General features: G+C 65.8%; 23 protein-coding genes and 1 riboswitch. Of the genes, 13 read left to right on the top strand and 10 right to left on the bottom strand.

What is annotated here, in order from left to right; genetic code table 11:
- Nucleotides 1–194: 194 nt before the first annotated feature.
- From RND64_RS19135 to RND64_RS19145, 3 genes are all read left to right on the top strand, one after another.
- Nucleotides 195–1,904, top strand: a complete 1,710-nt coding sequence (locus RND64_RS19135) for an alkaline phosphatase D family protein (protein WP_235434415.1) — start codon at nucleotides 195–197, stop codon at nucleotides 1,902–1,904.
- A gap of 69 nt (nucleotides 1,905–1,973) precedes the next feature.
- Nucleotides 1,974–3,263, top strand: a complete 1,290-nt coding sequence (locus tag RND64_RS19140) for a hypothetical protein (RefSeq protein ID WP_049699962.1) — start codon at nucleotides 1,974–1,976, stop codon at nucleotides 3,261–3,263.
- 11 nt (nucleotides 3,264–3,274) lie between these two features.
- Nucleotides 3,275–4,462 (top strand): phosphatase PAP2 family protein, encoded by a 1,188-nt coding sequence (locus tag RND64_RS19145; RefSeq protein ID WP_083444429.1) that lies wholly within the window; start codon nucleotides 3,275–3,277, stop codon nucleotides 4,460–4,462.
- Between the two features lie 70 nt (nucleotides 4,463–4,532).
- Here the strand turns inward: RND64_RS19145 and RND64_RS19150 are convergent, their stop codons facing one another.
- Together RND64_RS19150 and RND64_RS19155 are read right to left on the bottom strand one after the other, a co-directional pair.
- On the bottom strand, nucleotides 4,533–5,036 hold the full coding sequence (locus tag RND64_RS19150; protein ID WP_049699963.1) for a hypothetical protein: 504 nt from the start codon (nucleotides 5,034–5,036) through the stop codon (nucleotides 4,533–4,535).
- Nucleotides 5,033–6,361 (bottom strand): aminotransferase class V-fold PLP-dependent enzyme, encoded by a 1,329-nt coding sequence (locus RND64_RS19155; RefSeq protein ID WP_331436268.1) that lies wholly within the window; start codon nucleotides 6,359–6,361, stop codon nucleotides 5,033–5,035. The genes RND64_RS19150 and RND64_RS19155 overlap by 4 nt, the downstream gene beginning before the upstream one ends.
- Before the next feature lie 16 nt (nucleotides 6,362–6,377).
- Nucleotides 6,378–6,491: riboswitch (SAM riboswitch) on the bottom strand.
- Between the two features lie 166 nt (nucleotides 6,492–6,657).
- On the opposite strand from RND64_RS19155, the gene RND64_RS19160 reads away from it, so the two are divergent.
- Nucleotides 6,658–7,758, top strand: coding sequence for an isochorismate synthase (locus RND64_RS19160; protein ID WP_331436269.1), 1,101 nt, complete (start codon nucleotides 6,658–6,660; stop codon nucleotides 7,756–7,758).
- 64 nt (nucleotides 7,759–7,822) lie between these two features.
- On the opposite strand, the gene RND64_RS19165 is transcribed toward RND64_RS19160, so the two are convergent.
- Nucleotides 7,823–9,118 carry an aspartate aminotransferase family protein gene (locus RND64_RS19165; protein ID WP_331436270.1) on the bottom strand — a complete coding sequence of 432 codons (1,296 nt, stop codon included), beginning with the start codon at nucleotides 9,116–9,118 and terminating at the stop codon, nucleotides 7,823–7,825.
- An 84-nt stretch (nucleotides 9,119–9,202) separates the two neighbouring features.
- Between RND64_RS19165 and RND64_RS19170 the strand changes: the two genes are divergently transcribed.
- On the top strand, nucleotides 9,203–10,141 hold the full coding sequence (locus RND64_RS19170) for a GntR family transcriptional regulator (protein WP_331436271.1): 939 nt from the start codon (nucleotides 9,203–9,205) through the stop codon (nucleotides 10,139–10,141).
- Here the strand turns inward: RND64_RS19170 and RND64_RS19175 are convergent.
- The 3 genes from RND64_RS19175 to RND64_RS19185 form a co-directional block, all read right to left on the bottom strand.
- A complete protein-coding gene (locus tag RND64_RS19175) occupies nucleotides 10,126–11,325 on the bottom strand; it encodes an O-succinylhomoserine sulfhydrylase (RefSeq protein WP_049700107.1) in 1,200 nt (399 codons plus the stop codon). The two genes, RND64_RS19170 and RND64_RS19175, sit on opposite strands and share 16 nt — an antisense overlap.
- On the bottom strand, nucleotides 11,322–11,735 hold the full coding sequence (locus RND64_RS19180) for a rhodanese-like domain-containing protein (protein ID WP_049700108.1): 414 nt from the start codon (nucleotides 11,733–11,735) through the stop codon (nucleotides 11,322–11,324). Before RND64_RS19180 ends, RND64_RS19175 begins: the two co-directional genes overlap by 4 nt.
- A gap of 181 nt (nucleotides 11,736–11,916) precedes the next feature.
- Complete coding sequence (locus RND64_RS19185; protein WP_270484416.1) at nucleotides 11,917–12,783, bottom strand: LysR family transcriptional regulator; 867 nt, start codon at nucleotides 12,781–12,783, stop codon at nucleotides 11,917–11,919.
- 142 nt (nucleotides 12,784–12,925) lie between these two features.
- Here RND64_RS19185 and RND64_RS19190 point away from each other — a divergent pair, with 142 nt between their 5' ends.
- Nucleotides 12,926–13,840: a hypothetical protein gene (locus tag RND64_RS19190; RefSeq protein WP_270484418.1), complete on the top strand. Its 915-nt coding sequence runs from the start codon at nucleotides 12,926–12,928 to the stop codon at nucleotides 13,838–13,840.
- A gap of 64 nt (nucleotides 13,841–13,904) precedes the next feature.
- Complete coding sequence (locus tag RND64_RS19195) at nucleotides 13,905–14,771, top strand: 3-hydroxyacyl-CoA dehydrogenase family protein (protein WP_064867411.1); 867 nt, start codon at nucleotides 13,905–13,907, stop codon at nucleotides 14,769–14,771.
- Nucleotides 14,772–14,792: 21 nt separating this feature from the next.
- Here the strand turns inward: RND64_RS19195 and RND64_RS19200 are convergent, their stop codons facing one another.
- Nucleotides 14,793–15,293, bottom strand: a complete 501-nt coding sequence (locus RND64_RS19200; protein ID WP_064867409.1) for an Rv0361 family membrane protein — start codon at nucleotides 15,291–15,293, stop codon at nucleotides 14,793–14,795.
- A 114-nt stretch (nucleotides 15,294–15,407) separates the two neighbouring features.
- On the opposite strand from RND64_RS19200, the gene RND64_RS19205 reads away from it, so the two are divergent.
- Together RND64_RS19205 and RND64_RS19210 are read left to right on the top strand one after the other, a co-directional pair.
- Nucleotides 15,408–16,448, top strand: coding sequence for an ABC transporter substrate-binding protein (locus RND64_RS19205; protein WP_270484422.1), 1,041 nt, complete (start codon nucleotides 15,408–15,410; stop codon nucleotides 16,446–16,448).
- 148 nt (nucleotides 16,449–16,596) lie between these two features.
- Nucleotides 16,597–17,988 carry an FAD-dependent oxidoreductase gene (locus RND64_RS19210; RefSeq protein WP_064867405.1) on the top strand — a complete coding sequence of 464 codons (1,392 nt, stop codon included), beginning with the start codon at nucleotides 16,597–16,599 and terminating at the stop codon, nucleotides 17,986–17,988.
- An 84-nt stretch (nucleotides 17,989–18,072) separates the two neighbouring features.
- Here the strand turns inward: RND64_RS19210 and RND64_RS19215 are convergent, their stop codons facing one another.
- On the bottom strand, nucleotides 18,073–18,621 hold the full coding sequence (locus tag RND64_RS19215) for a hypothetical protein (protein WP_270484425.1): 549 nt from the start codon (nucleotides 18,619–18,621) through the stop codon (nucleotides 18,073–18,075).
- Between the two features lie 263 nt (nucleotides 18,622–18,884).
- On the opposite strand from RND64_RS19215, the gene RND64_RS19220 reads away from it, so the two are divergent.
- From RND64_RS19220 to RND64_RS19230, 3 genes are read left to right on the top strand one after another with little or no spacing between them, the layout of a single operon-like run.
- Complete coding sequence (locus RND64_RS19220; protein WP_049699973.1) at nucleotides 18,885–19,919, top strand: FecCD family ABC transporter permease; 1,035 nt, start codon at nucleotides 18,885–18,887, stop codon at nucleotides 19,917–19,919.
- Nucleotides 19,916–21,022, top strand: a complete 1,107-nt coding sequence (locus RND64_RS19225) for a FecCD family ABC transporter permease (RefSeq protein ID WP_270484429.1) — start codon at nucleotides 19,916–19,918, stop codon at nucleotides 21,020–21,022. The genes RND64_RS19220 and RND64_RS19225 overlap by 4 nt, the downstream gene beginning before the upstream one ends.
- On the top strand, nucleotides 21,019–21,846 hold the full coding sequence (locus tag RND64_RS19230) for an ABC transporter ATP-binding protein (protein WP_049699975.1): 828 nt from the start codon (nucleotides 21,019–21,021) through the stop codon (nucleotides 21,844–21,846). Before RND64_RS19225 ends, RND64_RS19230 begins: the two co-directional genes overlap by 4 nt.
- 20 nt (nucleotides 21,847–21,866) lie before the next feature.
- Here the strand turns inward: RND64_RS19230 and purT are convergent, their stop codons facing one another.
- Nucleotides 21,867–23,513, bottom strand: coding sequence for a formate-dependent phosphoribosylglycinamide formyltransferase (purT, locus tag RND64_RS19235; RefSeq protein ID WP_331436272.1), 1,647 nt, complete (start codon nucleotides 23,511–23,513; stop codon nucleotides 21,867–21,869).
- Between the two features lie 112 nt (nucleotides 23,514–23,625).
- Nucleotides 23,626–23,970, bottom strand: coding sequence for a UBP-type zinc finger domain-containing protein (locus RND64_RS19240; RefSeq protein ID WP_049700110.1), 345 nt, complete (start codon nucleotides 23,968–23,970; stop codon nucleotides 23,626–23,628).
- Between the two features lie 77 nt (nucleotides 23,971–24,047).
- Here RND64_RS19240 and RND64_RS19245 point away from each other — a divergent pair, with 77 nt between their 5' ends.
- Entirely contained in the window at nucleotides 24,048–25,637 is a 1,590-nt protein-coding gene (locus tag RND64_RS19245; RefSeq protein ID WP_049699977.1) for a Na+/H+ antiporter, read from the top strand.
- Nucleotide 25,638 lies beyond the last annotated feature (1 nt).

Genomic DNA, 25,638 nt, shown 5'->3' on the forward strand with positions numbered 1-25,638 from the left:
GGCAACGCCTCTGCGCCCACGCGGTGCTCGTCGGCACGGCCACGTGGATCGTGTGGTCGCAACCACATAGTCGCGCGCCCGTCCGGCAACTCGCTGCGGCACAAACTGAGTGGGGATTCACATACGCGTCTCATGAGGTCTTCTTTGCCTGCTGTTCGCCTATTGGACAACAAAGACCGCTTCGCTAACTTCTCGTGACCCGCGAACCTCACAGCCTGCCCGATTCGAAGACCTCTGCTGTTCCGTCGATGTCGCGTCGGCGGCTCATGCAGACCGCTGCCGCCGCAGCCGGCACAGCGGCCGCGCTCGCATCCGGTGTATCCGAAGCGGTTGCCGCGCCGCACCATCAGGCCTTCCTGCACTCGGTGGCATCCGGAGATCCGCTGTCTGACCGCGTCATCCTGTGGACCCGGGTCACTCCCGAGCCGCGGGCAACACCCGGGTCGGGATTCGGCGAGCCGACGAACGTCCGGTGGCAGGTGTCCCAAGACCCGGGCTTCGCGCGCGTCGTGTCGTCGGGCGTCTTCACCACCTCTGTCGATCGCGACCACACCGTCAAGGTCGACGCGGCCGGCCTGTCGCCGTCGACGCGGTACTTCTATCGTTTCGTCGTGGCCGACGGCCCACTGGCAGGCGCTGTTTCACCGACCGGGCGCACCAAGACCGCACCAGCGCTGTCGGCCGACATCGACAAGCTCCGATTCGCGGTCTGTTCGTGCGCGAATTACGAAGCGGGCCATTTCATCTCCTACCGCGGCATGGCTCAGCGGGATGACCTCGACTTCGTGCTTCACCTCGGCGACTACACCTACGAATACGAGACCGGCGGATATCCCGGCGCTTACAACGAGACCGTCCGCACCACCGCTCCGGTCCACGCGACCGTCACCGTCGACGACTACCGGATCCGGCAGGGCAAGTACCACCAGGATCCCGATCTCGCCCGCGCACATGCCGCTCACACCTTCATCTGCATGTGGGATGACCACGAATCCGCCAACAACTCCTACCGAGACGGCGCCGAGAACCACAAGACTCTCACCCAGGGCAGCTGGAGCGCCCGCAAACGCGCGTCGGACAAGGCGTACTTCGAGTGGATGCCGGTGCGCCCCAATTCAATCGACAACGGCGAACACCCCTACCGCCGGTTCCGCTTCGGTCAGCTCGCCGAGCTGATCATCCCCGATCTACGCTCCTACCGCGACAAGCAGTCCTACCTCAAGGTCGACGATCCCAACCAGAGCATCACCGGTAAGACGCAATACAAGTGGCTCGAGACCTCGATCACGACGTCGTCAGCGCGCTGGCAGGTGATCGGCAACGAGGTGATGATGGCTCCGCTGGTGATTCCCGAGACCACCGACCCGCGCGTCGCTGACTGGCTGCACAAGCAGATCGGCCTGCCCGCCGACGGGATCACGGTCAACAACGACCAGTGGGACGGATATCAAGCGGAACGCCGTGCGCTGCTGCACGCGATCGACAAGGCGGGCAAGAAGAGTGTCGTGCTCGTCACCGGCGACATCCACAGCTCGTGGGCCAGCGAGATTCCCCTCAACGTGCTCCACTACGGCAAGGATGCGAGCGGGCGCGTGGTCGCGTGCGAATTCACCCCGCCGAGCATCACCGTGGCCAGCGGCTACGACACCATCGCCATCAACAGGGCACTCGCGGCGCCCGTCACGACGACCATGGACGTCGCCCAGGAGACCATCAAGACCGCGAACCCCTGGATCAAGGACGTCGAGCTCACCACACACGGTTTCGGAGTCATGGAGATCGACAGGTCACGCGCGCAGATGAACTGGTTCTACGTGAAGGACGTGACGAACCCAGCGTCGTCGGTGTACCCCGCCTTCAGTTGGTACACACGCGTCGGACAGCCAAAACTACGGCGCGCCTGAACTATTCGCCATCTCTGACAACCCGACCGACACTCACGACGGCCGACTTCCCGCAACGATTGGACTCTCATGCATTCCGAGCACTCCGCCGTGACTCCACGGCGCACACTGGCCCTCGCTGCGGGGCTGACGGCGGTTGCCGTGGCCGCGACGGTAGCCGTCGGCGCGACGTCCGCGCATGCCGCACCCCTCGGCCAACCGTCCGCGCCGTTCCCCACCGAATGCAGGTCGGGTAGCACACTGACACTCGGTGAACTCGTGCCGATCGTTGCCAAGTCGCTCGACGCCCGAGCGCCCGGAGCCGCAACGACGATCGACAGCGCCGCCGGCCGCTTCTCCACGCAACTGCACAACAGCACCGTCAGCACGCTCGTGGTCACTCAGCGCGGGTCGGAAGTGAGTCCAGGTCAAGGCGTGCAGGCCACCCACGGCGCCAATGCGCTGGTCCAGCAGGTGTTGTCGATCAAGAACGGCACCTACCGTGACGGTTACCGGCTCTCCTCGATCACGCTCAACGACGCGATCGAGACCGTTCTCGTAGGGATCGAGGCAAACGACGCGATCGTCCTCGGCAACATCGCGACCATCCTCGACGAGGTCGCATCGAAGGCCGTCTCGGGTGCCGTCGGTGTGCCGATCGTCAGCAGCATCATCGGCTCCATCGCGGGAAAGATCGTGAAAACGGTCGTCGAGCTGCCGGGGACCGTGGCCGAGAAGGGCGGAAACGCCCTCGGAGACAAGGCAGACAGCACGTGTCTGGCGGCCGGGGACGGCACCAAACCGGTTCAACGGGAAAGGGTCAAGAACGCCTTCGCCGTGAACGTCAGCCCTGAGCTGACCACCTTCGCGAAGTCGTTGAGTCCGTCGAGTGACGACTGTCGCCCGCTGGCAGGCTTGAGCCTGGACGAGGCCGTCGTCTACGTCGGCGCGACGCATGGATCGACGCTGCCGAAATCGCAACAGGCGTCGTTTGCGGCGAGCGTCAAGAGCGTCCGAGCCAACCTACGCAAGGTGTACCTCAGCAACGCATTCGTCCCGAAGGACAAGGACGAGCTGATCGGCGTATTCGAAAAGGTGGCGGGTCTGCCGATCATCGGCGGCCCTGGCCTGACCTATGCTGCCGGAGTGCTGCAGAACCTCAGTGCCGGCGGCGAACTCAGCCACTACATCCCATTGTCGGATGTCTCGGTCAACGCCGTGTTCAACGGGGGCCGTGCCGTCAACGATCTCCGAACTTTCAAAGCAACACCCGAATGGGCGCTCGCGAGCGCACAGGGTGCTACAAAAGCGTTGTGCCGCACCACCGATGAAGGTAAGCCCTACCCGGGCGCCGACAAGACCGTCTACCTGGGCAAGTGAGGAAACACTCGATGTCATCGATCCACATTCCCGTCAGATCGCTCAGGCGCGTCGTCGCGGCCACCGCTCTGACCGCCTGCGCACTCCTCGGCGCCCAGGTACCCACGGCCGTCGCGGCGCCGCCTCGACCCAACCCGACGCCGTTCCCCGCGGGTGCGATCGCGACGGTGTACCAGTCCGACGTCCACGGCTCTGACGTCATCTATTGGCCAGTGATCTCGAGCTTCACCGACATTCGCAAAAACCACCCCGACACGATCGCCGAGAACTCGGACAGGGCCGCGGCGATCAATCAGTCGGCGAAGAACGATCCGGCACGTCAGAAGCGGGCACTCGACGACGGCTACGCGATTGACGGCTTGTCGCAGACGCAGCTCTACACAATGTCGGATGCGTTCGGCACCAACCTCGGTAGAGATTTCCGTCAGGCCCTTGCTGACAAACGACTGCCCAAGGTCTCGGCTCTGCTCGACACACTATTCGCCCGGGGCCAAGGCATCGCTGCGTCCACGGCGGTCGAGAAGGCCCTGTCTGACAACGACCGTCCGTATGTGGCCGAACCCGACCGCATCACGGTGTACAACCGGCCCGGCAGGTCCAAGAGCGACGTGCAGTCCAGCGGCTCGTCGTACCCGTCCGGGCACACCGCGTCGGCAATGATCCGCACCGGGCTGCTCGCACTGATGATTCCCGAACTCGCACCACAATTCCTCGCGCGCGGCAGCGAAGCCGGCTACAACCGCGTCGTCCTCGGCGTGCACTACCCGCTCGACGTGATCGCCGGACGCATGGTCGCCGACGCCGCCGTCGCCGACAGATACGCCGACCCCAGGTTCCGACCGTTGATCGTTGCTGCCGGGCAGGAACTCCGTGCAGAACTCGAATGGCGTTGCCGCGCAGTACTATCAACGTGCATCGCGCGCGACACACCATACCGCAGCACACCCGACGCACTGGCCGACTACAACAAGCGCATGTCCTACGGACTCTCGCGCATCGGCTCGCCGAGTGCAGCGTTCGTCGTACCGCCGACGGCCGTCGACCTCGTGCTGCGCGCACACCCCCAACTCACCCGCGCACAAGCAACCGATCTACTACGGCGCACCGCCTACCCGGCCGGATACCCGCTCGACGACCAACGCCCCGGCGCACAGTCGTGGCAGCGCCTCGACCTCGCCCGCGCCTACGCCGCCCGCTGATCGAGCCCCACCCGCTGATCAGCTTGTTACCCGCTGATCGAGCCCCACCCGCTGATCGAGCTTGTCGAGATCACGCAGCGCGGCGAGACTCGAACTGCGGCAGCACCTCTGCGCGCACGCGGTGCTCGGTGGCCGAGCCGTCGATCGGAACGATGAGCACGGCGTCGGCGACCTCTGCCGCGTAGATGTCGCGGATCAGTGTGGCCAGGCCGTGCGGGGTACCGACGTAGCGCACGGTCTCTGCGGGATCGCCGGCGGACGTCACCGACGAGCCGGCAGCCGACACCGAGGCGACAGACGCGCGCGCCGACCCCGGATGCGGTGCGATCGCAACCTCGACAGCCAGTGCTACCGAGAAGTTCGCGGTGTCACGGGTGCCGGCCCGCAGTAGCGAGCGAGTGCGCTGGGCGTCGCGCAGCGTCGAACGTCGCACGACGATCGGCAGTTCGGCGGCACCGGCGTCGCCGACGATCGCAACCCGCAGCGCCGGGCGGCCGATGGTGATGACGCCGGTGTCGGCAGCAAGGAGCTGGTCGGCGAGAACGTCTGTCGGAGAACTCGATTGGATCGTCACGAGTGTGCCTTTCGGTGGTGGATGTCGGGGGCGTCGGCGCTGCGATCGCTCAGGCAACGCAGCGCGTGGAGCAGGCGGTCGACGTCGTCGGACGAGCTGCCGAGTCCGAAGCTCGCGCGTACAGCGCCGTCGGGATAACCGAGTCGGTCGAGAAGCGGGTGCGCGCAGAACTTTCCGTCGCGTACACCGATGCCGTGTTCCGAACTCAGGTACTCCGCCACCTCGCGCGGGCTATGGCCGTCGACGGTGAAGCCTGCGATGCCGACGCGCTCGAGGCCGTCGTCGAAGACACGCAAGGGGGTGACTCCGTCGATCTCGGCGAGTCCGGCGTCGAGTTGTGCGCACAGGTACGCCTCGTGCGCGCCGATCCACTCGTGTCCGAGGTCGGTGATCGCGTCGCATGCGGCAGCAATCGCAATGGCGCCCAACACATTAGGAGATCCCGCTTCGTGACGCGCTGCACCCGTGTGCCACGACACCGACGCGCAACCGGCCTCGACGTCGACGTCTGCCGTTGCACCGCCGCCCGCCAGATACGGCTGCGCGGCGTCGAGCCAGTCGGTGCGTCCGATCAGCACACCCGCGCCGAACGGCGCGTAGAGCTTATGGCCCGAGAAGACGAGGTAGTCGATGCCGTGACTGACGATCGACACCGGCCGATGAGCGACGAGTTGTGCGGCGTCGACGAGGATTCGGGCGCCGTGCCGGTGCGCAATCGATGCGAGTCGCGAGATCGGGAGGACCTCGCCGGTCACGTTCGACGCCGCGGTCACCGCAAGTAGCGCGGCGGGCTTGGTTGCGAGTTCGCGCTCGACGGCCGCGAGAGTCTCGTCGATGGTCGACGCAACTTCGACGATGCGTGTCCACTTGTCTTTGCGTTCGACCCACGGAAGCAGGTTCGCGTGGTGCTCGATGTCGAGAACAACGACGTCGCCGGGCGTCACATGCGCCGCGAGGTTGATCGCGTCGGTGGTGTTGCGAGTGAACACGACGGCGTCGTCGGCGCGACCGCGGACGAAGCGTCGAACTGTCTCGCGGCACTCCTCGTAGCGACGCGTCGTGACCTGCGACAGATGTCCCGCGCCGCGGTGCACGCTGGCGTAAGTGCTCAGCGAGTCGGCGACGGCATCAGCCACCGCAGTGAGTGCGGGGGCGCTGGCCGCGTAGTCGAAGTTGGCGTAGCGCACCGTCGTACCGTCGGAAAGCGGCGCGCATTCGGCGGCGCCGACGACGTCGGCGAGTGGGGCGATAGTTGGGGTCTGCGCAGGCGAAACAGCCTTGGCCTGCGAGAACTCGGTGTGCGAACGGGTGACGACAGCAGTCATCGAATAGTCTCCTCGGAATCCACGCTTGCCGTACCCACCCTGGGCACGGCCAGGTCGTCACCCGGAGCACCCCACCGCGGAGGAGGGTTGCCGACCAGCTAGCCGGGGCTTGTCGCTGGCACTCATGACCTGTTCCAAGGATCACCGACGCGACGCTGAGCTGTCAACTTTCACTCAGCGTGCACGAAAGGCGGCCGAGGGTGCGATCGCCGAGCGTCTTATCGACCCCGATTCTGTGCGCCGGCCTCGCCGGTCTGTGCGCGGTTGCGCTTCCACGCAACCGGTAGCGTGAATCCATGCCAGCTTCGGAGGTCTTCGTCCTGTCCAGGCCGCACGGCACCGTTCGAGCGCGTGGCGCGTCCGCGGGATTCACCGACGCCACCGAGGCTGCCGAGGCGCTGCGGTCCGGGCGCATCGGCGCCGTCACCGGGGCGATCGGGTTCACGACCGCCGACGACGCCGCGCTGCTGGTTCCCGAGACCATCACGCACAGCGGTTCGGCGATCGTGGGGCAAGCGCCGGAGCCTGCTCACGCCGAGCGCGTCACATTGATTCCCGACGCCGCGACGCATCGGGACCGGGTCGCACGTGCCATCGACGAGATCGACGCGGGGGCGTTGTCGAAGGTCGTGCTCGCGCGCGCCGTCGAATTCGACGTCGAACCTCCCGTCGACCCGGATCGACTTGTCGAGGCACTGGCGTACGGAAACGCCGATCACTCTGCGTTTCTCGTCGACCTCAGCGTCGACGAGCACACCGACCCGCGAGCTCGATGGCTCGTCGGCGCAAGCCCAGAAGTATTGCTGCGCAAGCAAGGTCTGGAGGTGACGTGCCGCCCCTATGCGGGATCGGCGGCGCGCTCAGCAGACCCCGACGTCGACCACGCTGCCGGCCGGGCACTACTGGCCTCGACGAAGGACCGGGCCGAGCACGCATTCGTCGTCGACCATCTCCGTAACGCGCTCGAGCCGATCTGTCGCGAACTCGACGTGCCTGACCAGCCGTCGCTGGTCTCGACCGGCGAGATGTGGCACCTGGCAACACCGATTCGCGGCGTGCTGACCGATCCGACGATCACCGCCCTCGACCTCGCACTGCTGCTGAGCCCAACACCAGCGGTGTGCGGAACACCGGGAGATGTTGCAGCACAGTTCATCTCGACCCACGAGGAGCGTCGTGGATTCTATGCGGGCGCCGTCGGATGGTCGGGCGCCGCGGGCGACGGCGAGTGGATGGTGACGATCCGTTCGCTCGAGCTGTCCGACGACCGTCGCCATGTCCACACCTGGGCCGGCGGCGGCATCGTCGCCGGGTCGGAGCCGCAGGCGGAGCTCGACGAGACGTCGGCGAAGCTCGCGACCGTCCTGCGCGCGCTCGGCGTCGACGAGCTCGGCTGACGTCGGGGTAGTGGGTGCGTGCCCGCGTCGTGGAGCCCACACCCCCGCGCCGAACCACCCGCACTCAGAGCGACGCGGCGAGGGAGTCGGTCAGGATGTCGAGGCCTTGGTGCAGTTCGTCGTCGCTGATCGTGAGCGGCGGGGCGATGCGGAAAATGCCGCCCATGCCGGGGAGCTGGACGATGTTCATGTGCAGTCCGCGCTCGAGGCAGGCGGCAGTCACCTTGGCGCCCAACGCATCCGCGGGTGTGCGCGACGCCTTGTCGGTCACGAGTTCGACGCCCTGCAGCAGCCCGCGGCCGCGGACGTCGCCGACCACCTCGACGTCGTCGCGCAGCGCGATCAGCCTCTCGCGCAACTGATCTCCGAGCTTGGCTGCACGCTCGACGAGTCCCTCCCGTTCGATCACGTCGAGCACCGTGAGGGCAACGGTCGCGGCGAGCGGGTCGGACGCATGCGTGGTGTAGAAGAGGAATCCCCGCTCAGCACAACGGTCTTCGATCTCCGCGCTCGTCACAACGGCCGCGACGGGTAGCCCGGCGCCGAGAGTCTTCGACAGCGTCAGAATGTCCGGAGCAACCCCGTCGCGTTCGAACGCGTACATCGTGCCGGTGCGGCCGAGCCCGGTCTGCGCCTCGTCGAGGATCAACAGCATGCCGCGGTCGTCGCACATCTGCCGCAACCGCGCGAGGTAGCCCTCGGGCAGTTCGATGATGCCGCCCGACGACAGGATCGGTTCGACGATGCACGCGGCGAGCGAGCCGTTTGACTGCGTGTCGACGGCCGCGAACCCGTAGTCCAGCTCCGCTTCCCAGTCGTAGGACCCGTCGGAGTTGCGGAACGGCGAGCGGTACGCGTTCGGGGTGGGAAGCGTGAAGTTGCCCGGCAGCGTGGGGCCGTAGCCGCGCCGGCCCGCCGAGAACGTGGCAGCCGCTGCGCCAGAGGTCATTCCGTGCCACGACCGGTCGAACGAGACAATCTCGTACCGGCCGGTGGCGAGCTTGGCCATCTTGATCGCCGCCTCGTTGGACTCGGCTCCCGTGGTCAACAACACTGTGCGCGTGAGGTTGTCGGGCAGGGTCGTCGAGAGCCGCGAAGCGAAGTCGACGACGGGCCTGCTGAGCATGCCGCTGAACAAATGATCAAGCGTGGCAACCGAATTCGACACCGCTTCGACGATCGCGGGATGCGAATGGCCGAGCACGGCACTCATCTGACCCGACGTGAAGTCGAGGATTGCGTTGCCGTCGGAGTCGTAGACGTACGACCCCGAGGCGCGTTCGATGATGCGCGGAGTGAACGCGGGGATGTAGCGGATCAGGTGTCGCTGGGCGGCATCCCAGAAGGCGTCGTCTGTCATGGTCGTCCTCAGATCGGTCGTGCGGATCATCCAACTATGGCATAGTCGGTTAGGACATTCATCTTTCAGGAGCACACGACCCCGATGGGACCTCAGCCGCCGATCAGCGTCACCGAGCACTCTGACATGCCCATTTATCGGCAGATCGTCACCCAGTTGACCTTCATGATCGAGATGGGCCAACTCGGCGCCGGCGACCGCCTACCCGGTTCCCGCATGCTCGCCGACAATCTCGGCATCAACCGGAACACCGTCGCCAGGGCTTATGGCGACCTACGCGCGGCCGGGCTTGTCGAATCGCGGGGCCGCGGCGGGATGGTCGTGCTCGCCGCGACGTCGACGCAGCCGCGGTCCGAAGCACGCGACACCGCCCGCGAGACACTGCAGCGCGCGGTCGACGAGTGCCTCCAGCTCGGGCTCTCCCCCACCGAGATCGGCGATCTCGCACTGAATCTCGCTGTCACACAAGCGGATTCACCTCGGGTGTACTTCGTCGAGTGCAACGACGACCGCGCCGACTACTTCGCAGACGAACTCACCGAGAAGCTCGGCGTTCAGGTTACTCCGCTCGTACTCGACCATTTCGACCCAGACGCCGTCCCAGCAGACCTGGTACTCACCACGTTCTTCCACCTCGCGCAGGTCCGCGGGTTGATGAGTGATCGCGCCGAGGTGGTGGCCATCGTCGTCGCACCCCACATCCGCACGCTCATGCAGATCGCCGACGTTCCGCCCGAGCAGAAGGTCGGGCTCTGGTACAACACCGCCGATCAGGCGGCGAGCGTGCGGGATTCGCTTGCTGCCGCAGGCATCACAGACGTGAGGATGCTGGACGACACCTCCGACGACGAGCTCGCCGGACTCGACGTCGTCGTGATCCCCAGCGAGACAGCAGAACTCGCCGACCGGCTCTCGCAGCGGGTACGCGTCATCGAGTTCGGCAACGTCCTCGACGACGCGTCGGTGCGCATGGTTCGAGAAGTGCTGCGCGACCTACGGGCGACGAGTCAGCCGAGCGCCTGATCCAGATCGCCGAGCAGGTCGTCGACGCCCTCGAGCCCGACCGATAGTCGCACCACCGAGTCGCTGAGCCCGATCGCCGCCCGACCATCCGGACCCATCGCGCGGTGCGTCGTCGTGGCGGGGTGGGTGATGAGCGACTTGGAGTCGCCGAGATTGTTCGAGATGTCGATGACCTGCAACGCGTTGAGCACCTCGAATGCCCGCTTCTTGCCGTCGACGCCGTCGTGGTCATTGAGTTCGAACGTCACGACGGTGCCGCCGCCCGACATCTGCTTGGTCGCGAGGTCGTACTGCGGATGCGATGTGATGAACGGGTATTTGGTCCACCGCACGCGTGGGTCGGCCTCGAGGAATTCGGCGATGCGCAACGCCGACGCCACCGACGCGTCGACTCGCAGGCGCATGGTCTCGAGCCCCTTGAGTAGCGTCCACGCGTTGAACGGACTCAAGGCGGGACCGGTATGACGCATCAAAGTCTGCACCGGACCGTCGATGTACTCTTTGGTTCCCAACACCGCACCGCCCATCACGCGGCCCTGGCCGTCGATGTGCTTGGTACCCGAGTAGACGATCACGTCGGCGCCGAGGTCGAACCCGCGTTGCAGTAATGGTGTGGCGAAGACGTTGTCCAACACCACCTTTGCGCCCGCAGCGTGAGCAAGCTCAGACACCTTCGCGACGTCGACGAGAGTCTGCATCGGATTCGACGGCGTCTCGAAGAACACCGCGTCGGTCGGCGTCGACAGCGCCTGCTCCCATTGGTCGAGGTCCTCGCCGTCGACGAAAACCGTTTCGACGCCCCAGCGTGGCAGGATCTCGTTGCACACCACGAAGCACGAACCGAATAGGCTGCGCGCCGCGACGAGCCGATCGCCCGCCTTCAGCAGTGCGCCGAGCGCCACGAACACCGCGGCCATGCCGCTCGCCGTCGCGAAGCATGCCTCGGCACCGTCGAGTAAGCGCAGTCGCTCCTCGAACATGGCGGTCGTCGGATTTCCGTAGCGGGAGTAGACGAATCGCTCGTCCTCACCGGTGAAAGCGCGCTCGGCCGCTTCTGCGGAGTCGTACACGTAACCGCTGGTGAGGTAGAGCGCCTCGGAGGTCTCGAAGAAGCCGGAGCGAGCCAGGCCGCCGCGCACGGCGAGGGTGTCGAAGGAAACGCCTTCTGGCAGTTCGTGACTCACGACTGCCTCCACGGAAGATTGGAGGCACGCCACCCGACGGCGCCGCGGTGGTCGTTCTCGTCGAGTGCGCCCTCGAATCCGTCGAGAACGTTGTACGCCTTGGTGATTCCGGCCGCGGTCGCCGCCTCGGCAGCTCCGATCGAGCGATGTCCGGAGCGGCACAAGAAGATCACTTCGTTGTCGTCACGAATACCCGCATCGCGCAGTTCCGCGATGAATGCCTGGTTGGGCGACCCGTCGGGAAAGGTGTTCCACTCGACGAAGACGGCGTTCTTCTCGATGACTTCCAGATCCGGGACGCCGACGAATGCCCATTCCGCCGTGGTGCGACAGTCGACCAGAACCGTGTTGGGGTCGGTCTCCAGCATCTCCCAGGCCTGCTGGGGAGTCAGATCGCCTGCATAGGTCATGCCCTGCACACCTTCCGCTCTCTGTTGTCGCCTATCCCGAACGCACTGCTGGCCGGGAGTTTCGTCGCCTAGCAATGTACTCGCGCGCCGGTCGTGGCGTGATTTCGACCCGAGCCCACCATGACCCCGGCTCGCCATGACCCCAGCCCACCACCCCGGCAGTCCCACCGGACCCCGACACTCACGCGTCCACCGCAAGTGCTGCGACGACGGCGTCGAGATCGTCGCTGTCGGCGCGCCTGATCGCCCACGTGTCCATGGGCATGGCGAGATCGGAGATGGGAAGAAGCGTGAACTCACTGCGATCGATGGCGCGCATCGACTCCGTCCCCTCCGGAACCAGGGTGAAGCGGTCGCCGCCGCGGAGCATCAATGCCATTCCTGAGATCGTGGAGTAGCGGTGCGAGGCGTCGACGAGCACACCGAGATCGCGCAGGAGCCGCGTGTACGGCCCGTACCGCAGGTCCCAGTGCCTCGGGCCGGACACCAGGGTCATTCCCCTCAGGTCAGCGGTCGTGATTGCGGCCGCCCCCGCGAATCGCGACGCGTCGACGACGGCCACGACTCTCGACGACGTGAGCAGCGTGCCCACAAGGTCGGGATGGTGTTCGGGAAGATGCGAAATCGCGAGATCGATCTCCCCGCCGAGGAGCTGCTCCGGCATCTCCAGCGACGGCATCTGGGAGAAGATCACCCGATGCGTCTCGTCAACCTGGTCGGCAACCGCCGAGATACGTCGACGCTGTGCGTGTGTGAGCTCGTCCGGAACGGCAACCCGTAGGTCCGTGTGCTGGGTCGCGCGCACCGCGGACGGTAGTGCGTCGAGATCTGCGACGACCCGTTCTGCGAGCGGAATCAATGCTCGACCCGCATCGGTGAGTGCGGTGTGGTGTGTTGACCTGTCGAAGAGGCGGACGCCGAGCTCGGACTCCAGCGCTTTGATCCGTTTACTCAGCGGAGGCGCGGACATGTGGAGCGATTCCGCAGCCCTGGTGAAGTTCAGCTCACGTGCCACAGCGAGGAAGTACCGCAGGTGCATGACATCCATAGAAATATCCAACGCTCCACATCGAACTTGGTATTTCCGTTTGGGCAACACAGGAGCGTCCGAACCGATCGTTCCCTTCCGTTCACGACGCTCCTAGCGTGGAGGTAAATGAGCTCTGTTCGCGAGCACACCGGGAGGCACCATGTTCGAGCATCTGTACGTTCTGGATGGCCGCAACCACTCCATCCTGCGGGTCGATCCCGGTGACGGCGCCGTCGAGACCGTGACCGATGAGACGGGCTACATGCCGGACGGGATCGTGACCACGCCCGACCGCATCTACTGGACGACGATGGGCAAGCCCACCCGTGCCGCGGCGACAGCCGACACCGCGTCAGACGAGGCCTGGGATTTCAGCGCTCCGAACGGCTCAGTGCGCACCTGCGCCCTTGACGGTTCCGGACAGACCCACCTGGTTCCCGACGGCGCCATCACCACCGGCAAGCAGCTCACCGCCGACTTCGACGCGGGTCTGCTCTACTTCTGCGACCGCGAGGGCACGACGGTCTGTCGCGTGGCCACCGACGGCACCGGCCTCACCCCGCTGGTCCACAACACCCGCGACGACACCTGGACACAGGAATGCGTCGGTGTCGCGAGTGACCCTGTCGGCGGGTTCCTGTACTGGACGCAGAAGGGCCCGAGCAAGGGCGGACGCGGAAAGATCTTGCGCGCAGGCCTCGACCTCCCGGAGGGCGAAACCGCTTCCACCCGAACGGATATCGAAGTGCTGTGGCATGACCTACCGGAGCCGATCGACCTCCACCTGGACCTCGACACGAACACAGTCTTCTGGACCGATCGCGGAGCAGCGCCGTCGGGCAACACGCTCAACCGGGCGGCGATACCCGACAAGGGTCACGCAGGCGCCACCCCGGAGATCCTCGCGCGCGGCTTCGACGAGGCGATCGGCCTGGCCGTCGACTCCGACGCCGGATTGGTCTACGTCAGCGACCTCGGCGGCTCGATCCGGTCTGTCGAGATCGGTGGCGACCACACCGTACGCGACATCATCCATCTGCCCGACTCGTCGTTCACGGGCATCGCCGGCCTCTGAGACGCCGGGCCCTGGGGACACCGAACATCCACCACCACAACATCTCTCGAAAGAAGTACACGCGATGAGCAATTACGCGAAGTCCCTCGACGACATCGACGCACGGCCGGTTGCCGTCGTCGGGGCAGGCACCCTCGGACGTCGAATCGCTCTCATGTTCTCCACCCGGGGCGGCGAGGTGCGGATCTTCGACCAGAGCGCCGACCAACGCGAAGCAGCCGTTCAGTACGTCGAGGACACCATCGACGAGACGCTGAAGATCATCGGCAAAGGCGTTGCGGGAAAGGTGATCCCGGCATCAACCCTCTCAGATGCGGTTGCCGGTGCGTGGCTGGTCGTCGAGGCCGTACCCGAGCGCCTCGACATCAAGATCCCACTGTGGGGCGAGATCGACGCAGCCGCAGACGGCGACGCGATCTTCGCGACCAACTCGTCGTCGTATGCGTCGTCGACGATGACCGAGAACGTGCGAAACCCGGAACGTCTGTGCAACATGCACTTCTACATGCCGCCGACGGCGAATGCCGTCGACCTCATGTCCGACGGCGACACGGCCCGCGACGTCCTCGACTCACTGCTCACCGTGCTACCCGAGTTCGGTATCCACCCGTTCGAAGCACGCAGGGAGAGCACGGGATTCATCTTCAACCGCATCTGGGCAGCCATCAAGCGGGAGTCGCTCGAAGTCGTCGCAGAGGGCGTGTCGACGCCGCACGACATCGATGAGATGTTCAAGATCAACTGGCACATGCCAACCGGCCCGTTCGCGATGATGGACAGCGTGGGCCTCGACGTAGTGCTCGACATCGAAAACCACTACGCCGCAGAGAATCCGAACCTGCCGACCGGTCCGCGTGAATTGCTCAAGCGCTACGTCGACGACGGCAAGCTCGGCCGCAAGACCGGCGAGGGCTTCTACATCTACGAGTGACTTCTATCCACGAGTCAACCGTCAGCTCGTGCAGAGCTTCCACGTACCGTCGTCCTTGACCACGACGACGCTGGTGGTCTGCTTGTCGTCGGGCGTCTTGTCGTAGTGCCAGTTCACCTTTGCCGTGGCGCGGTCGCCGTTGACCGCCACGTCGGTGATCTCCGGAATCACGATGCGGCCCTTGGACTCCACCAAAGTCCGGTTCTGCCTGACGAATTCCTGCTCGGAGATGAACGACGGCGACGACGTGTCGGCAGCGCACGTTGTCTGCTTGTACTTGCCGTAGTCGACGTTGTTGCGGGCGGTGTAGTTGTCGTTGATCGCGAACTGGACCTGTCCTGAATCGCTTGCGCGCTCCTCCGCCGGACGCAGCACGTTGGACAACACGACGCCGAGAATCGCCAGCACCACGATCACCAACGCGACCCAGAACGGCCAGGCGTCTTTCCAGGTGCGTGGGCGCTCGTCGTCGGCATCGAGATCGCTACCGGGGTTTTTGCTGTCACGTGCACCGCTGGCCATGCCGGGCAGTGTAGTCATCGTCGAATCCGATCTTCACTACCCCCGATCCGGACATCTGCGGCAACACATCTCGTAAGGTAACCCTAAGAGCGCCATCTACGAGAGGACCACCCCGTGCCCCACTCACGACATGTCCGCCCACTGCTCGCCGTGTTCGCGACCATCGCGGCGTCGACTCTGGTTCTCGTCGGATGCTCGGCCCCCGACGAACAAGAAGACTCTGCCGGTTCGTCGGCACCCGCAGCCGAACCCGGCGCACTGCCGGTCACCATCGAGCACAAGTACGGCTCGACGACCATCTCCACCCAGCCTTCTCGCGTCGCCGCAATGGGAGTTGGCGACGGGGACACGCTGCTCGCCCTCGGGATCACTCCGACGACGATCGCTCCGTTCGCCGATCCCACACAGCGCAGCGCCCCGTGGAATGCCGAACTCCTCGGCGACGCCAAGCCCGAGATTCTGCCCAACGTGTCGGCGGAGTTCGGCGCGCAGATCTCCAAGGCACTCTCGACCAACCCGCAGCTGGTCACCGCGGTCGGCGCGGCGCCCACCCGCGAGCAGTACGACACTCTGAGCAAGGCCGTGCCGACCATCGTGCGACCCGCCCAGTACCAGGACTGGCAGGTGCCGTGGGACGTACAGACCACCGAGATCGGTAAGGCCGTCGGACTTCCCGACGCGGCGTCGAAGAAGATCGCCGAGTCGAAGAAGCACGTCGCCGATCTGGTTGCCCAGCATCCGGAGCTCAAGGGCAAGACGGGTGTCGTGGTCACCGGGTCGACGGACGGTGGTGTCTCCATCTACGGGCCGGGAGACGGGCGTGCGCAGATGCTCGCCGACTACGGACTCAGCTTCCCCGAGTCACTCAAACCGACGATCACCAGCGGCTTTTACGGTTCGATCTCGGCCGAGAGGCTCGACATGCTCAACGCAGCGGACGTGGTGGTCACGGTGGACTGGTCAGGCGCGAACGCCAAGCTCAAGGCCGATCCGACGTGGAACCGCCAGGCGTACGTGGCGCAGGGCCGAACCGTCTATCTCGACCAGCAGGTCGGCAGCGCGATGTCGGTGCCGACGGTCCTCACGGTCCCGTGGGTCGCCGACCAGGCGGTCGCACCGATCGCCGAAGCAGCGGGTAAGCGCCCGACGAGTTAGCGAGACTACTGAGGTAACCCTCACAGATGATTTTGGTTAGCGGTGCCCAGCGCCTACCGTAGAGGGGATAAGCGTCGACGCTCCGCCGCACTCCAGCGACATACCTGGCGCGTCGAGAAACCCCTGAGCACGAGGTAGACGACACTCTATGACTGATCAGAGCCGCCCGCTGCGGGTTGCCATCGTCGGAGCCGGCCCCGCCGGCATCTACGCCGCCGATGCCTTGATGAAGTCCGACACCGCCAAGGATCGCGGCGTCAGCATCGATCTGTACGAGCGCATGCCCGCGCCGTTCGGCCTGATTCGCTACGGCGTCGCACCCGACCACCCGCGCATCAAGGGCATCATCACCGCGCTCCACAAGGTCCTCGACAAGCCGCAGGTCCGTCTGCTCGGCAACATCGACTACGGCACCGACATCACGCTCGACGAGCTCAAGTCGCACTACGACGCCGTGGTCTTCTCGACCGGCGCCACCGACGACCGCGCACTCGACATCCCCGGCATCGACCTCGACCGCAGCTACGGCGCGGCACAGTTCGTCGCCTGGTACGACGGACATCCCGACTTCCCGCGCGAGTGGCCGCTCGAGCAGGAGAAGGTCGCCGTCATCGGCGTCGGCAACGTCGCACTCGACGTCGCGCGCGTGCTGGCCAAGACCGGCGACGAACTGCTCCCCACCGAGATCCCCGCCAACGTCTACGAGGGCCTCAAGTCCAACAAGGCCGTCGAGGTCCACGTATTCGGACGCCGCGGCCCCGCACAGGCGAAGTTCACGCCGCTCGAGCTCAAGGAACTCGACCACTCGCCCAACATCGAGGTCGTCGTGAGCCCCGAGGACATCGACTACGACGAGGGCTCGGCCGTCGCCCGTCGCGGTTCCAAGATCACCGACCAGGTCGCGACGATCATCGAGAACTACGCGATGCGTGAGCCCAAGGAAGGCGCGATCCACAAGCTCTTCCTGCACTTCTTCGAGAGTCCGATCGAGATCCTCGGCGAGAACGGCGAGGTCGTCGGACTGCGCACCGAGCGCACCCAGCTCGACGGCACCGGCAACGTCAAGCCGACCGGCAAGCACACGGACTGGGACGTCACCGCGGTGTACCGCGCCGTCGGCTACCTCTCGGACAACCTGCCCCACATCCCGTTCGACTCGCAGGCGGGCGTCATTCCCAACGAGGCAGGCCGCATCTTCGACGACGGCTCCCACCTCACCGGCCTCTACGCAACCGGTTGGATCAAGCGTGGACCGGTCGGCCTCATCGGTCACACCAAGGGCGACGCCAACGAAACCGTCGAGTGCATCATCGAAGACATGGGTAATGGCGAACTGCTCGACCCCGCCAACCCGTCGGAAGACGCGATCATCGAGCTGCTGGAGTCCAAGAACATCCCGTTCACCACGTGGGACGGCTGGTACCGCCTCGATGAGCACGAGCGCGCCCTCGGCGCCGCTGAGGGCCGCGAGCGCGTGAAGGTCGTCGAGCGCGAGGACATGATCGCCGCATCCGAACCGCACAAGGTTCAGAAGGCCTGACAGACAGCAATAAAGAACGCCGACCGGATTTCCGGTCGGCGTTCTTTATGTGAGAGGGACCGATCGCCGGGCGATCGGGGTGTATCAGTTCTGAGCGGCCGTGACTGCGGCGGCCGGAGGAGCCTGGTTACCCGCGTTGTTGTTCGACGGCGCAACCTTCTGCGTGTTCGGGGCGGTTCCGTTCTCGCCCTTCTGCTGGTCGATGTTCCACCAGAAGCCCGCGTTGTTGAGAATGTTCTCGGTCTGGGCTCCGATGGTGTACCCGGAGATCGACGACGGGAAGCAGCTACGCCAGGTGGTCTCCGATGCCATGTAGAACTGGTTCGGCTTCAGAACACCCGCGGGCTGACCCTTGATCGCGGTCTTCTTCGTCGGGCCACCGAACTCGGTGACGTTCACGTTGGTCATGGTCGATCCGCCGACGTTCTTCACGCCCATCCAGCGGTGCATGCGCCAGCCCGGTAGGTTGTCCCACGTGGGTCCCCAGCCCTTGAAGTAGCAGTTGACTCCGCCGAAGAGCGCGAGATCGCCGGGATCGGCGGCGTGGGCGGGTGTAGCAGCAGCGATGGAGCCGGCGGCGATACCGCTGGCGGCGGCAACCGCGGCGATGGAGCGCTTCACAGACCTCTTCATGTCGTAGACCTTCCTGATTCACGTGTTTCGTCGTGCGTGTACCGACCTGCGAGCTGTCGACGCACCGGGATGCGACTGTGGACGTTCACCCCGACGGTTCGTCCCGTCTGAACATGCTTATCGGAAACTCACAGGAACTTGTTACCGGCGCTGAACATCTTGCCCGTTCAGCAATCACTCTGTGACATCGCTCCAGGGCTTCACCGTGCGACTCCGACCTGGACCGAATAACGGACATCGCGACTCAGGTAAGGTTGCCCTTCGTGCGTCGAATATCCGGTTTGTTGGTGATCGTTGCGGTCCTCGCCGCGGCGGTCGTCGCGTCGGTGATCATCGGCACACGCAACGTCCCACCTGCGCAAACCTGGGATGCGTTCACCTCAGGTGTCAGCCAGATCTGGAACTCGATCATCCACCTGCGCGCACCATCGGTCAGCAAGCCCGACGACGTCGCGGGCATCGTCTGGGATCTGCGAATCCCGCGAACCGTGCTCGGACTGCTCTGCGGTCTGGCGATCGGCGCAGCGGGTGCGATCACGCAGGGACACACCCGCAACCCCATCGCCGATCCCGGCATGCTCGGCGTCAACGCGGGCGCCGCGTGCGCTGTGGTGTGCGGGGTCTACGTACTCGGGATCTCCTCGCCGATGGCGTTCATGGGATTCGGCCTACTCGGCGCCATCGTCGCGTCGTGCGCGGTCTTCGGCGTCTCGGCACTCACCGGTACCGGTCCGGTCACGCTGATCCTCGCGGGAACCGGACTCTCGGCGATGCTCACGGCGATCACGTCGGCCGTGGTTCTCTCCGATACGGCTTCGCTCGACGCCTGGCGGTTCTGGAGTGTCGGCTCGACGTCCGGGCGCGGCATCGACATCTTCTGGGCGGCGCTGCCGTTCATCGTCGCCGGACTGGTCCTCGCTCTGGCGAGCGGGTTTTTCCTCAACATCCTGAGCCTCGGCGACGAGATGACGACAGCGCTCGGCTCACGCGTGCTGGTGATCCGTGCTGTCGGTATCGCTGCGATCACCCTGCTCGTCGGGGCGGCGACCGCCGCCTGTGGCCCCATCGTGTTCCTCGGACTGGTCGTACCGCATATCGCCCGCGCGTTCACCGGACCCGACTACCGCTGGATCATCCCCTACTCGGCACTCATCGGCGCGACACTCATGCTGGTCTGCGACGTCATCGGACGAGTCATCGCCCGCCCCGGCGAGGTCCAGGTCGGCGTCGTCCTCGCGATGGTCGGGGCGCCGTTCCTTATTGCCATGGTCCGCCGACAGAAGCTGACAAACGTATGACGACCGAGACCAAGCCCGAGACCACGGCCGCACCGACTCCCGAACGCCGACGCCTCGTCGTCCGCATCGGTCCGTCGTCGTGGGTGGTGCGTCCCCGCATGGTCGCGGTGACACTCACCGGACTCGCACTGATGCTGCTGCTGTTCCTGTTGAGTGTGGGAGTCAGCGACTATCCGCTGACACCGCTCGACGTCGCGCGCATTCTCCTCGGTGGCGGCACGCGCATCGAGAACGTCGTCGTGCTCTCGGATTCCCTTCCACGCGCACTGGTCTCGGTGTTGGTCGGTTTCGCGTTGGGTACGGCAGGCGCACTGAGCCAGTTGATTGCGCGCAATCCCCTTGCCACGCCAGACATTCTGGGCATCACAGCAGGGTCGAGTGCCGCCGCTGTCGCCGCCATCGCCTTCGCAAACAGTTGGGGCGCATGGCTCGCCGGCGTCGGTGTCCCCGCCGCTGCGCTCATCGGCGGTCTCGTGACAGCGATCGTCATGTACGTGCTCGCCTGGCCCGGACGTAAGGCCAACCACGGCATCAACCCGCTCCGACTCGTGCTGATCGGCGTCGGCGTGACCTGGTTGCTGCAGGCCCTGACGTCCTTCCTCCTCACCCGCGCCGACATCAAAGACGTTGCCCGCGCACAGGTCTGGCTCGTCGGGTCGGTGTCCCAATCGACCTGGTCGAGCGTATGGCCCGTCGCGATCGCCGTCGTACTCGGCATCGTCGTGATCACGATGATGTCCCGCCAGATCGACGCGCTGTCGCTCGGCCAGGACATGGCGCGTGGGCTCGGAGTGCGCACCACCGCGGTGTCGACCACGGTGCTGCTCGTCGCGGTCGGATTGACCGCGATGGCAGTATCGGCAGCCGGCCCCATCGCGTTCATCGCCCTGCTCGCGCCGCAGATCGGGATGCGGTTGGCCAGGACACCGGTCCCGACGCCGCTGCTGGCGGGTGTGATCGGGGCGATCCTCGTCCTCGCCGGTGACCTGTTGTGCCGCACGATACTTCCCAATGGACTTCCGGTCGGCATCGTCACCGCAGCAGTGGGCGGACCGTTCCTCATCTATCTCATGATCTCGATGTCACGGAAGGCGACAGTATGAGCAGACTCGTCGGCCAAGGACTCAGCGTCGGCTACGACGACCGCGTCGTCATCGAGGGTCTCGACGTCGAGATCCCCGACGCCGCGGTCACGACGATCATCGGCCCCAACGGATGTGGCAAGTCGACGCTGCTGCGTGCCATGTCGCGCCTGCTGCACCCTCGCGAAGGCGTCGTGCTTCTCGACGGTTCCGACATCAACCACACCAAGCCGAAAGAGGTCGCACGCAAGCTCGGGATACTCCCCCAGAATCCCGTCGCGCCAGAGGGACTCACCGTCGCCGACCTCGTCGGCCGTGGCCGGTTCCCCCACCAGAAGTGGTACCAGCAGGCATCTCCCGACGACGAGGCCGCAGTGGCGTCGGCGTTGGAAATGACCGGGACGACCGACCTGGCCGATCGGCACATCGACGCATTGTCCGGCGGTCAGCGCCAGCGCGTGTGGATCGCGATGACGCTCGCGCAGGGCACCGACCTTCTCCTGCTCGACGAGCCGACAACCTACCTCGACCTCGCACACTCCGTCGAGGTACTCGACCTCGTCTACTCGCTGCGCACCGAACACGACAAAACCGTCGTCATGGTGCTACACGATCTGAATCTCGCTGCCCGCTACAGCGATTCGCTGTTCGTGATGACGGCCGGAAAGATCGTTGCGCAGGGCACTCCCAATGAGGTCATCACCGAAGAACTCCTCGACGACGCGTTCGGGCTGAACGCGCGGGTCATCACCGACCCCGTGTACGGCGACCCGCTGATCATTCCGATCGGAACCCGCAGTGCGCGAACCGAAGTCGGCTCGTCCGCAGGTGACCGTTCGAGCTGACCCCCAGCTGAAGGTTCGGGCTAGCTCGACGACCGACCGGGCGTCACCGGGCGACCATTCGGCGCGGCGGGGTGCGGCGCGGGTTGCCGCACCGGGCGAGGCGCGGGCTGCTGCGGTCGCTGTCCGGCCACCGGCGGACGCTGCGCCCCAGCCGCGGGACGCTGTTCCGGCGCGGGCGGACGTTGTTCTGCCGCGGGACGTTGCTGTGCAGCCGGTGGGCGTTGCCCTGCTGCCTGCGGGCGCTGCTGTGCAGCCGGCGGGCGTTGCGCGGCCGGCTGAGGACGTTGCCCCACAGGCGGTTTCGGCGGCGCGGGCGGACCGGGAGCACGAAGCGGCACCACGACGCCGCGTCGAGCCGGCCTGCCGGGAACGGGTGTGACGATCGACGCGGCACGCACGGCGCGTTCACGCGCGGTGGTGACGTCGTCCGCGGTTGCGGTGACCACGCCCATCCTGCGACGGCGGAAACTCTCGGGCTTGCCGAAAAGTCGAATGTCGGTCTCGGGCAAGGCAAGTGCCTGTGCGACGTACTCGAACCCGATTCCCTTCTCGTCGAGCTGCCCGTAGATGACGGCCGACGCACCCGGCGAAGCAAGCGTCACATCGACCGGCAGGCCCAGGATCGCCCTGGCATGCATCTCGAACTCCGAGAGACGCTGCGTCGCCATGGTCACGAGTCCGGTGTCGTGCGGGCGCGGTGAGACCTCGGAGAAGTACACGTCGTCGCCCTTGACGAACAGTTCGACGCCGAAAATGCCACGGCCACCGAGGTTTCCGTCGCCCATCGCTGTTGCGATGCGTGCGGCGATCGAGGTCGCGGCACCCAGCGCGAAGGCACTCATCTCGTGCGGTTGCCAGCTCTCGACGTAGTCGCCGTTGACCTGCCGATGCCCGATCGGCGCGCAGAAGTGCGTCACCAGCCGGCCGGTCGCCGGGTCGATCGCTCGCACCGTGAGCAGGGTGATCTCGTAGTCGAACTCGATGAAGCCCTCGACGATGACACGCTCGCCGGCAACCCGTCCGCCGGTCGTCGCGGTCTCCCATGCCTTGTCGACGTCCTCCGGACCGCGCACCACGGTCTGTCCTTTACCCGAGGACGACATCACCGGCTTCACCACGCACGGATACCCGACCTGCTCGGCAGCGACGGTCAGCTCGTCGTGCGACCCCGCGAACAGGTACGGCGACGTCGGCAGGCCGAGCTCCTCGTCGGCGAGGCGTCGAATTCCCTCGCGGTTCATCGTCGCCATCACCGCGGAAGCGGTGGGGATGACCTCCGCGAGGCCGCGGCGCTCGATGGTCGCCAAGGCGTCGGTGGCGATGGCTTCGATCTCGGGGACGACGTACGCGGGCGAGTACTTCTCGACGAGGCCGATCAGCGCATCGCCGTCGGTCATGTCGATCACCTCGGCGTGATGCGCGACCTGCTGCCCGGGCGCACCCGCGTAACGGTCGACAGCGATTACCTCGACGCCCAATCGCTGGAAGGCGATGATCAGCTCTTTGCCGAGTTCTCCGGCGCCGAGCACCATCACCCTGGTGGCGTTCGGCGACAGTGGCGTGCCGATGATGTCGGGCGGCCCCACGGTCGGCTGCGCGGGCGACACATCAGGTGTCGCCGCGCCGGTGGCGTGGTCGTCCGCGCTACTCCCGTTGATCGAGGTCATAGGAGCAATCCTACGTGCCGGATTTGCGCCGACGCGCCCCATCTCCCCGGTACTCATTCACTCGAACTCATCCCCGCGCACCAGACCGCCGCCTCAACCCATCAGACCGTGGTCAACCCATGACCTCGTGGATGTAGCACCATCGCCAGACCTCGCCCGGCTCTGCCGAACGCATGACGGGATGGCCGACGTCGTGGAAGTGGGCCGTCGCGTGCTTGCGTGGACTCGAATCACAGCAGCCGACGTGGCCGCACTCGAGGCAGATCCGCAAATGCGCCCAGTGCTGCTCACCGAGTTGCATGCAGTCCTCGCACACACTGATGTCGCCGCGGGACGGACCCGGGTCGGCCGCCGGGTCGACCCCGATCTCCGCGAGCTCTGGACATCTGGCCTCGACACCACCGGATTCACCACGGGGGTCACCGGCGCGGGTACGGGATCGACCGAACAAACGCATACCCTCCATTATCCCCAACGGTCCGCTATCCCCGATGGCGTCGCGTCAAAGTCGCCAACTAGGGCTAGGTTTGCGCAGTGAGCGCTTCTCTTCTGCTCGTCGGAGTGCTGTCGGTGGTGATCGCAGCGCTGTCACGGCACTACAACCTGTCGGCGCCCCTGGTTCTGGTTCTCGCCGGGCTGGCGATCGGGTGGATACCCGGCCTCTCCGCGGCCGAACTCGACCCCGAGTTCGTGCTGTTCGTCATTCTGCCGCCACTGCTCTACTCCGCGGCGCAAGACAGCTCGTACCAGGAGATCCGCGCGAATCGTCGTGCGATCGGCATGCTTGCCATCGGGCTTCCACTCGCCACCGCGGTGGTCGTCGGCCTTGTGGCTTACGCGTCGGTGCCGCATCTTCCGCTGGCCGCCGCGCTGGTCCTCGGTGCCATCGTCGCGCCGCCCGATGCGGTGTCTGCCCAGGCGATCGGGCGCAGGGTCGGGCTTCCGCGTCGGATCATGACCCTGCTCGGCGGCGAGAGCCTGCTCAACGATGCGACCGCGCTCACCGCCCTCCGGGTGGCGCTCGCAGCCGCGGTCGGTGCGACGACGTCGGTGTGGGACGGCATCGAGACCTTCCTGCTCGCGGCGATCGGCGGTGTGGTCATCGGCCTGCTGATCGGCTACCTGGTGTTCCGTGTCCGCGACTGGCTGACCGACCCGACGATCGAGACGGCCATCGGGCTCATGGTGCCGTTCGCGACCTACTTCGTCGCCGAGGAACTGCACACCTCCGGCGTGATCGCCGTCGTCGTCGCGGGACTGTTCATCGGGCAGCGGTCGGTCCGTGTCGGCTACGCGACACGACTTCAGGACGAAGCCGTGCGCAAATCGATCGACGCACTTCTCGAAGCGTTCGTCTTCTTGCTGATCGGCCTGCAGTTGCCCGATCTCATCCGAGGCCTCGCCGGACAATCCTGGCTCCACATCGCATTCGACGCCGCGATGGTCCTGATCGCCACGATCCTGGTGCGATTCGCGTGGGTGTATCTGTTCACCTACGCCTCCCGCTTGCTGCCGGGAGTTCGACGACGAGAACCTCCACCCAAACCGTCGTGGTTGTTCGTCGTCGGGTGGTCGGGCATGCGCGGCGTCGTCTCGCTTGCCGCGGCGTTCTCCATCCCCCTGACTACCGAGTCGGGCGAACCGTTCCCCGCCCGCGCGGAGATCCTGTTCCTGACCTTCGTGGTGGTCGTCGGCACCCTGCTGATCCAGGGTGTCAGCCTGCCGTGGGTGATCCGCCGACTCGGCGTCTACGACGACGACGCCGCCTCCGACCGGCTCGCATACGCGGCAGCCCAGGATCGGGCATCACGCGAGGCCGAGGCCTACCTCGACACGATGGCAGCAGACATCGGCGAACACGACCCGCGACATCTCCAGGTGGCGATGCTTCGCAAATGGATTACCACTCAACGCAATACGGCCTGGGAGGAGCTCGGGCGCGGCCCAGAGGACATCGGCGAGAGTCCGACGGCAGCCGGAAACCGCATGCGCAGCAAGATGCTTGCGATCCAACGAAGAGTCTTCATCGACGAGCGCGACGCCGGGCACATCGACGACGAGGTGCTGCGTACCGCGCTGCGTCGCCTCGACTTCGCCGAGGGCGTCAACGACCGCGAGGCGTAAC

It is taken from the genome of Gordonia sp. w5E2, assembly GCF_036540975.1.
GTDB classification, from domain to species: domain Bacteria; phylum Actinomycetota; class Actinomycetes; order Mycobacteriales; family Mycobacteriaceae; genus Gordonia; species Gordonia jacobaea.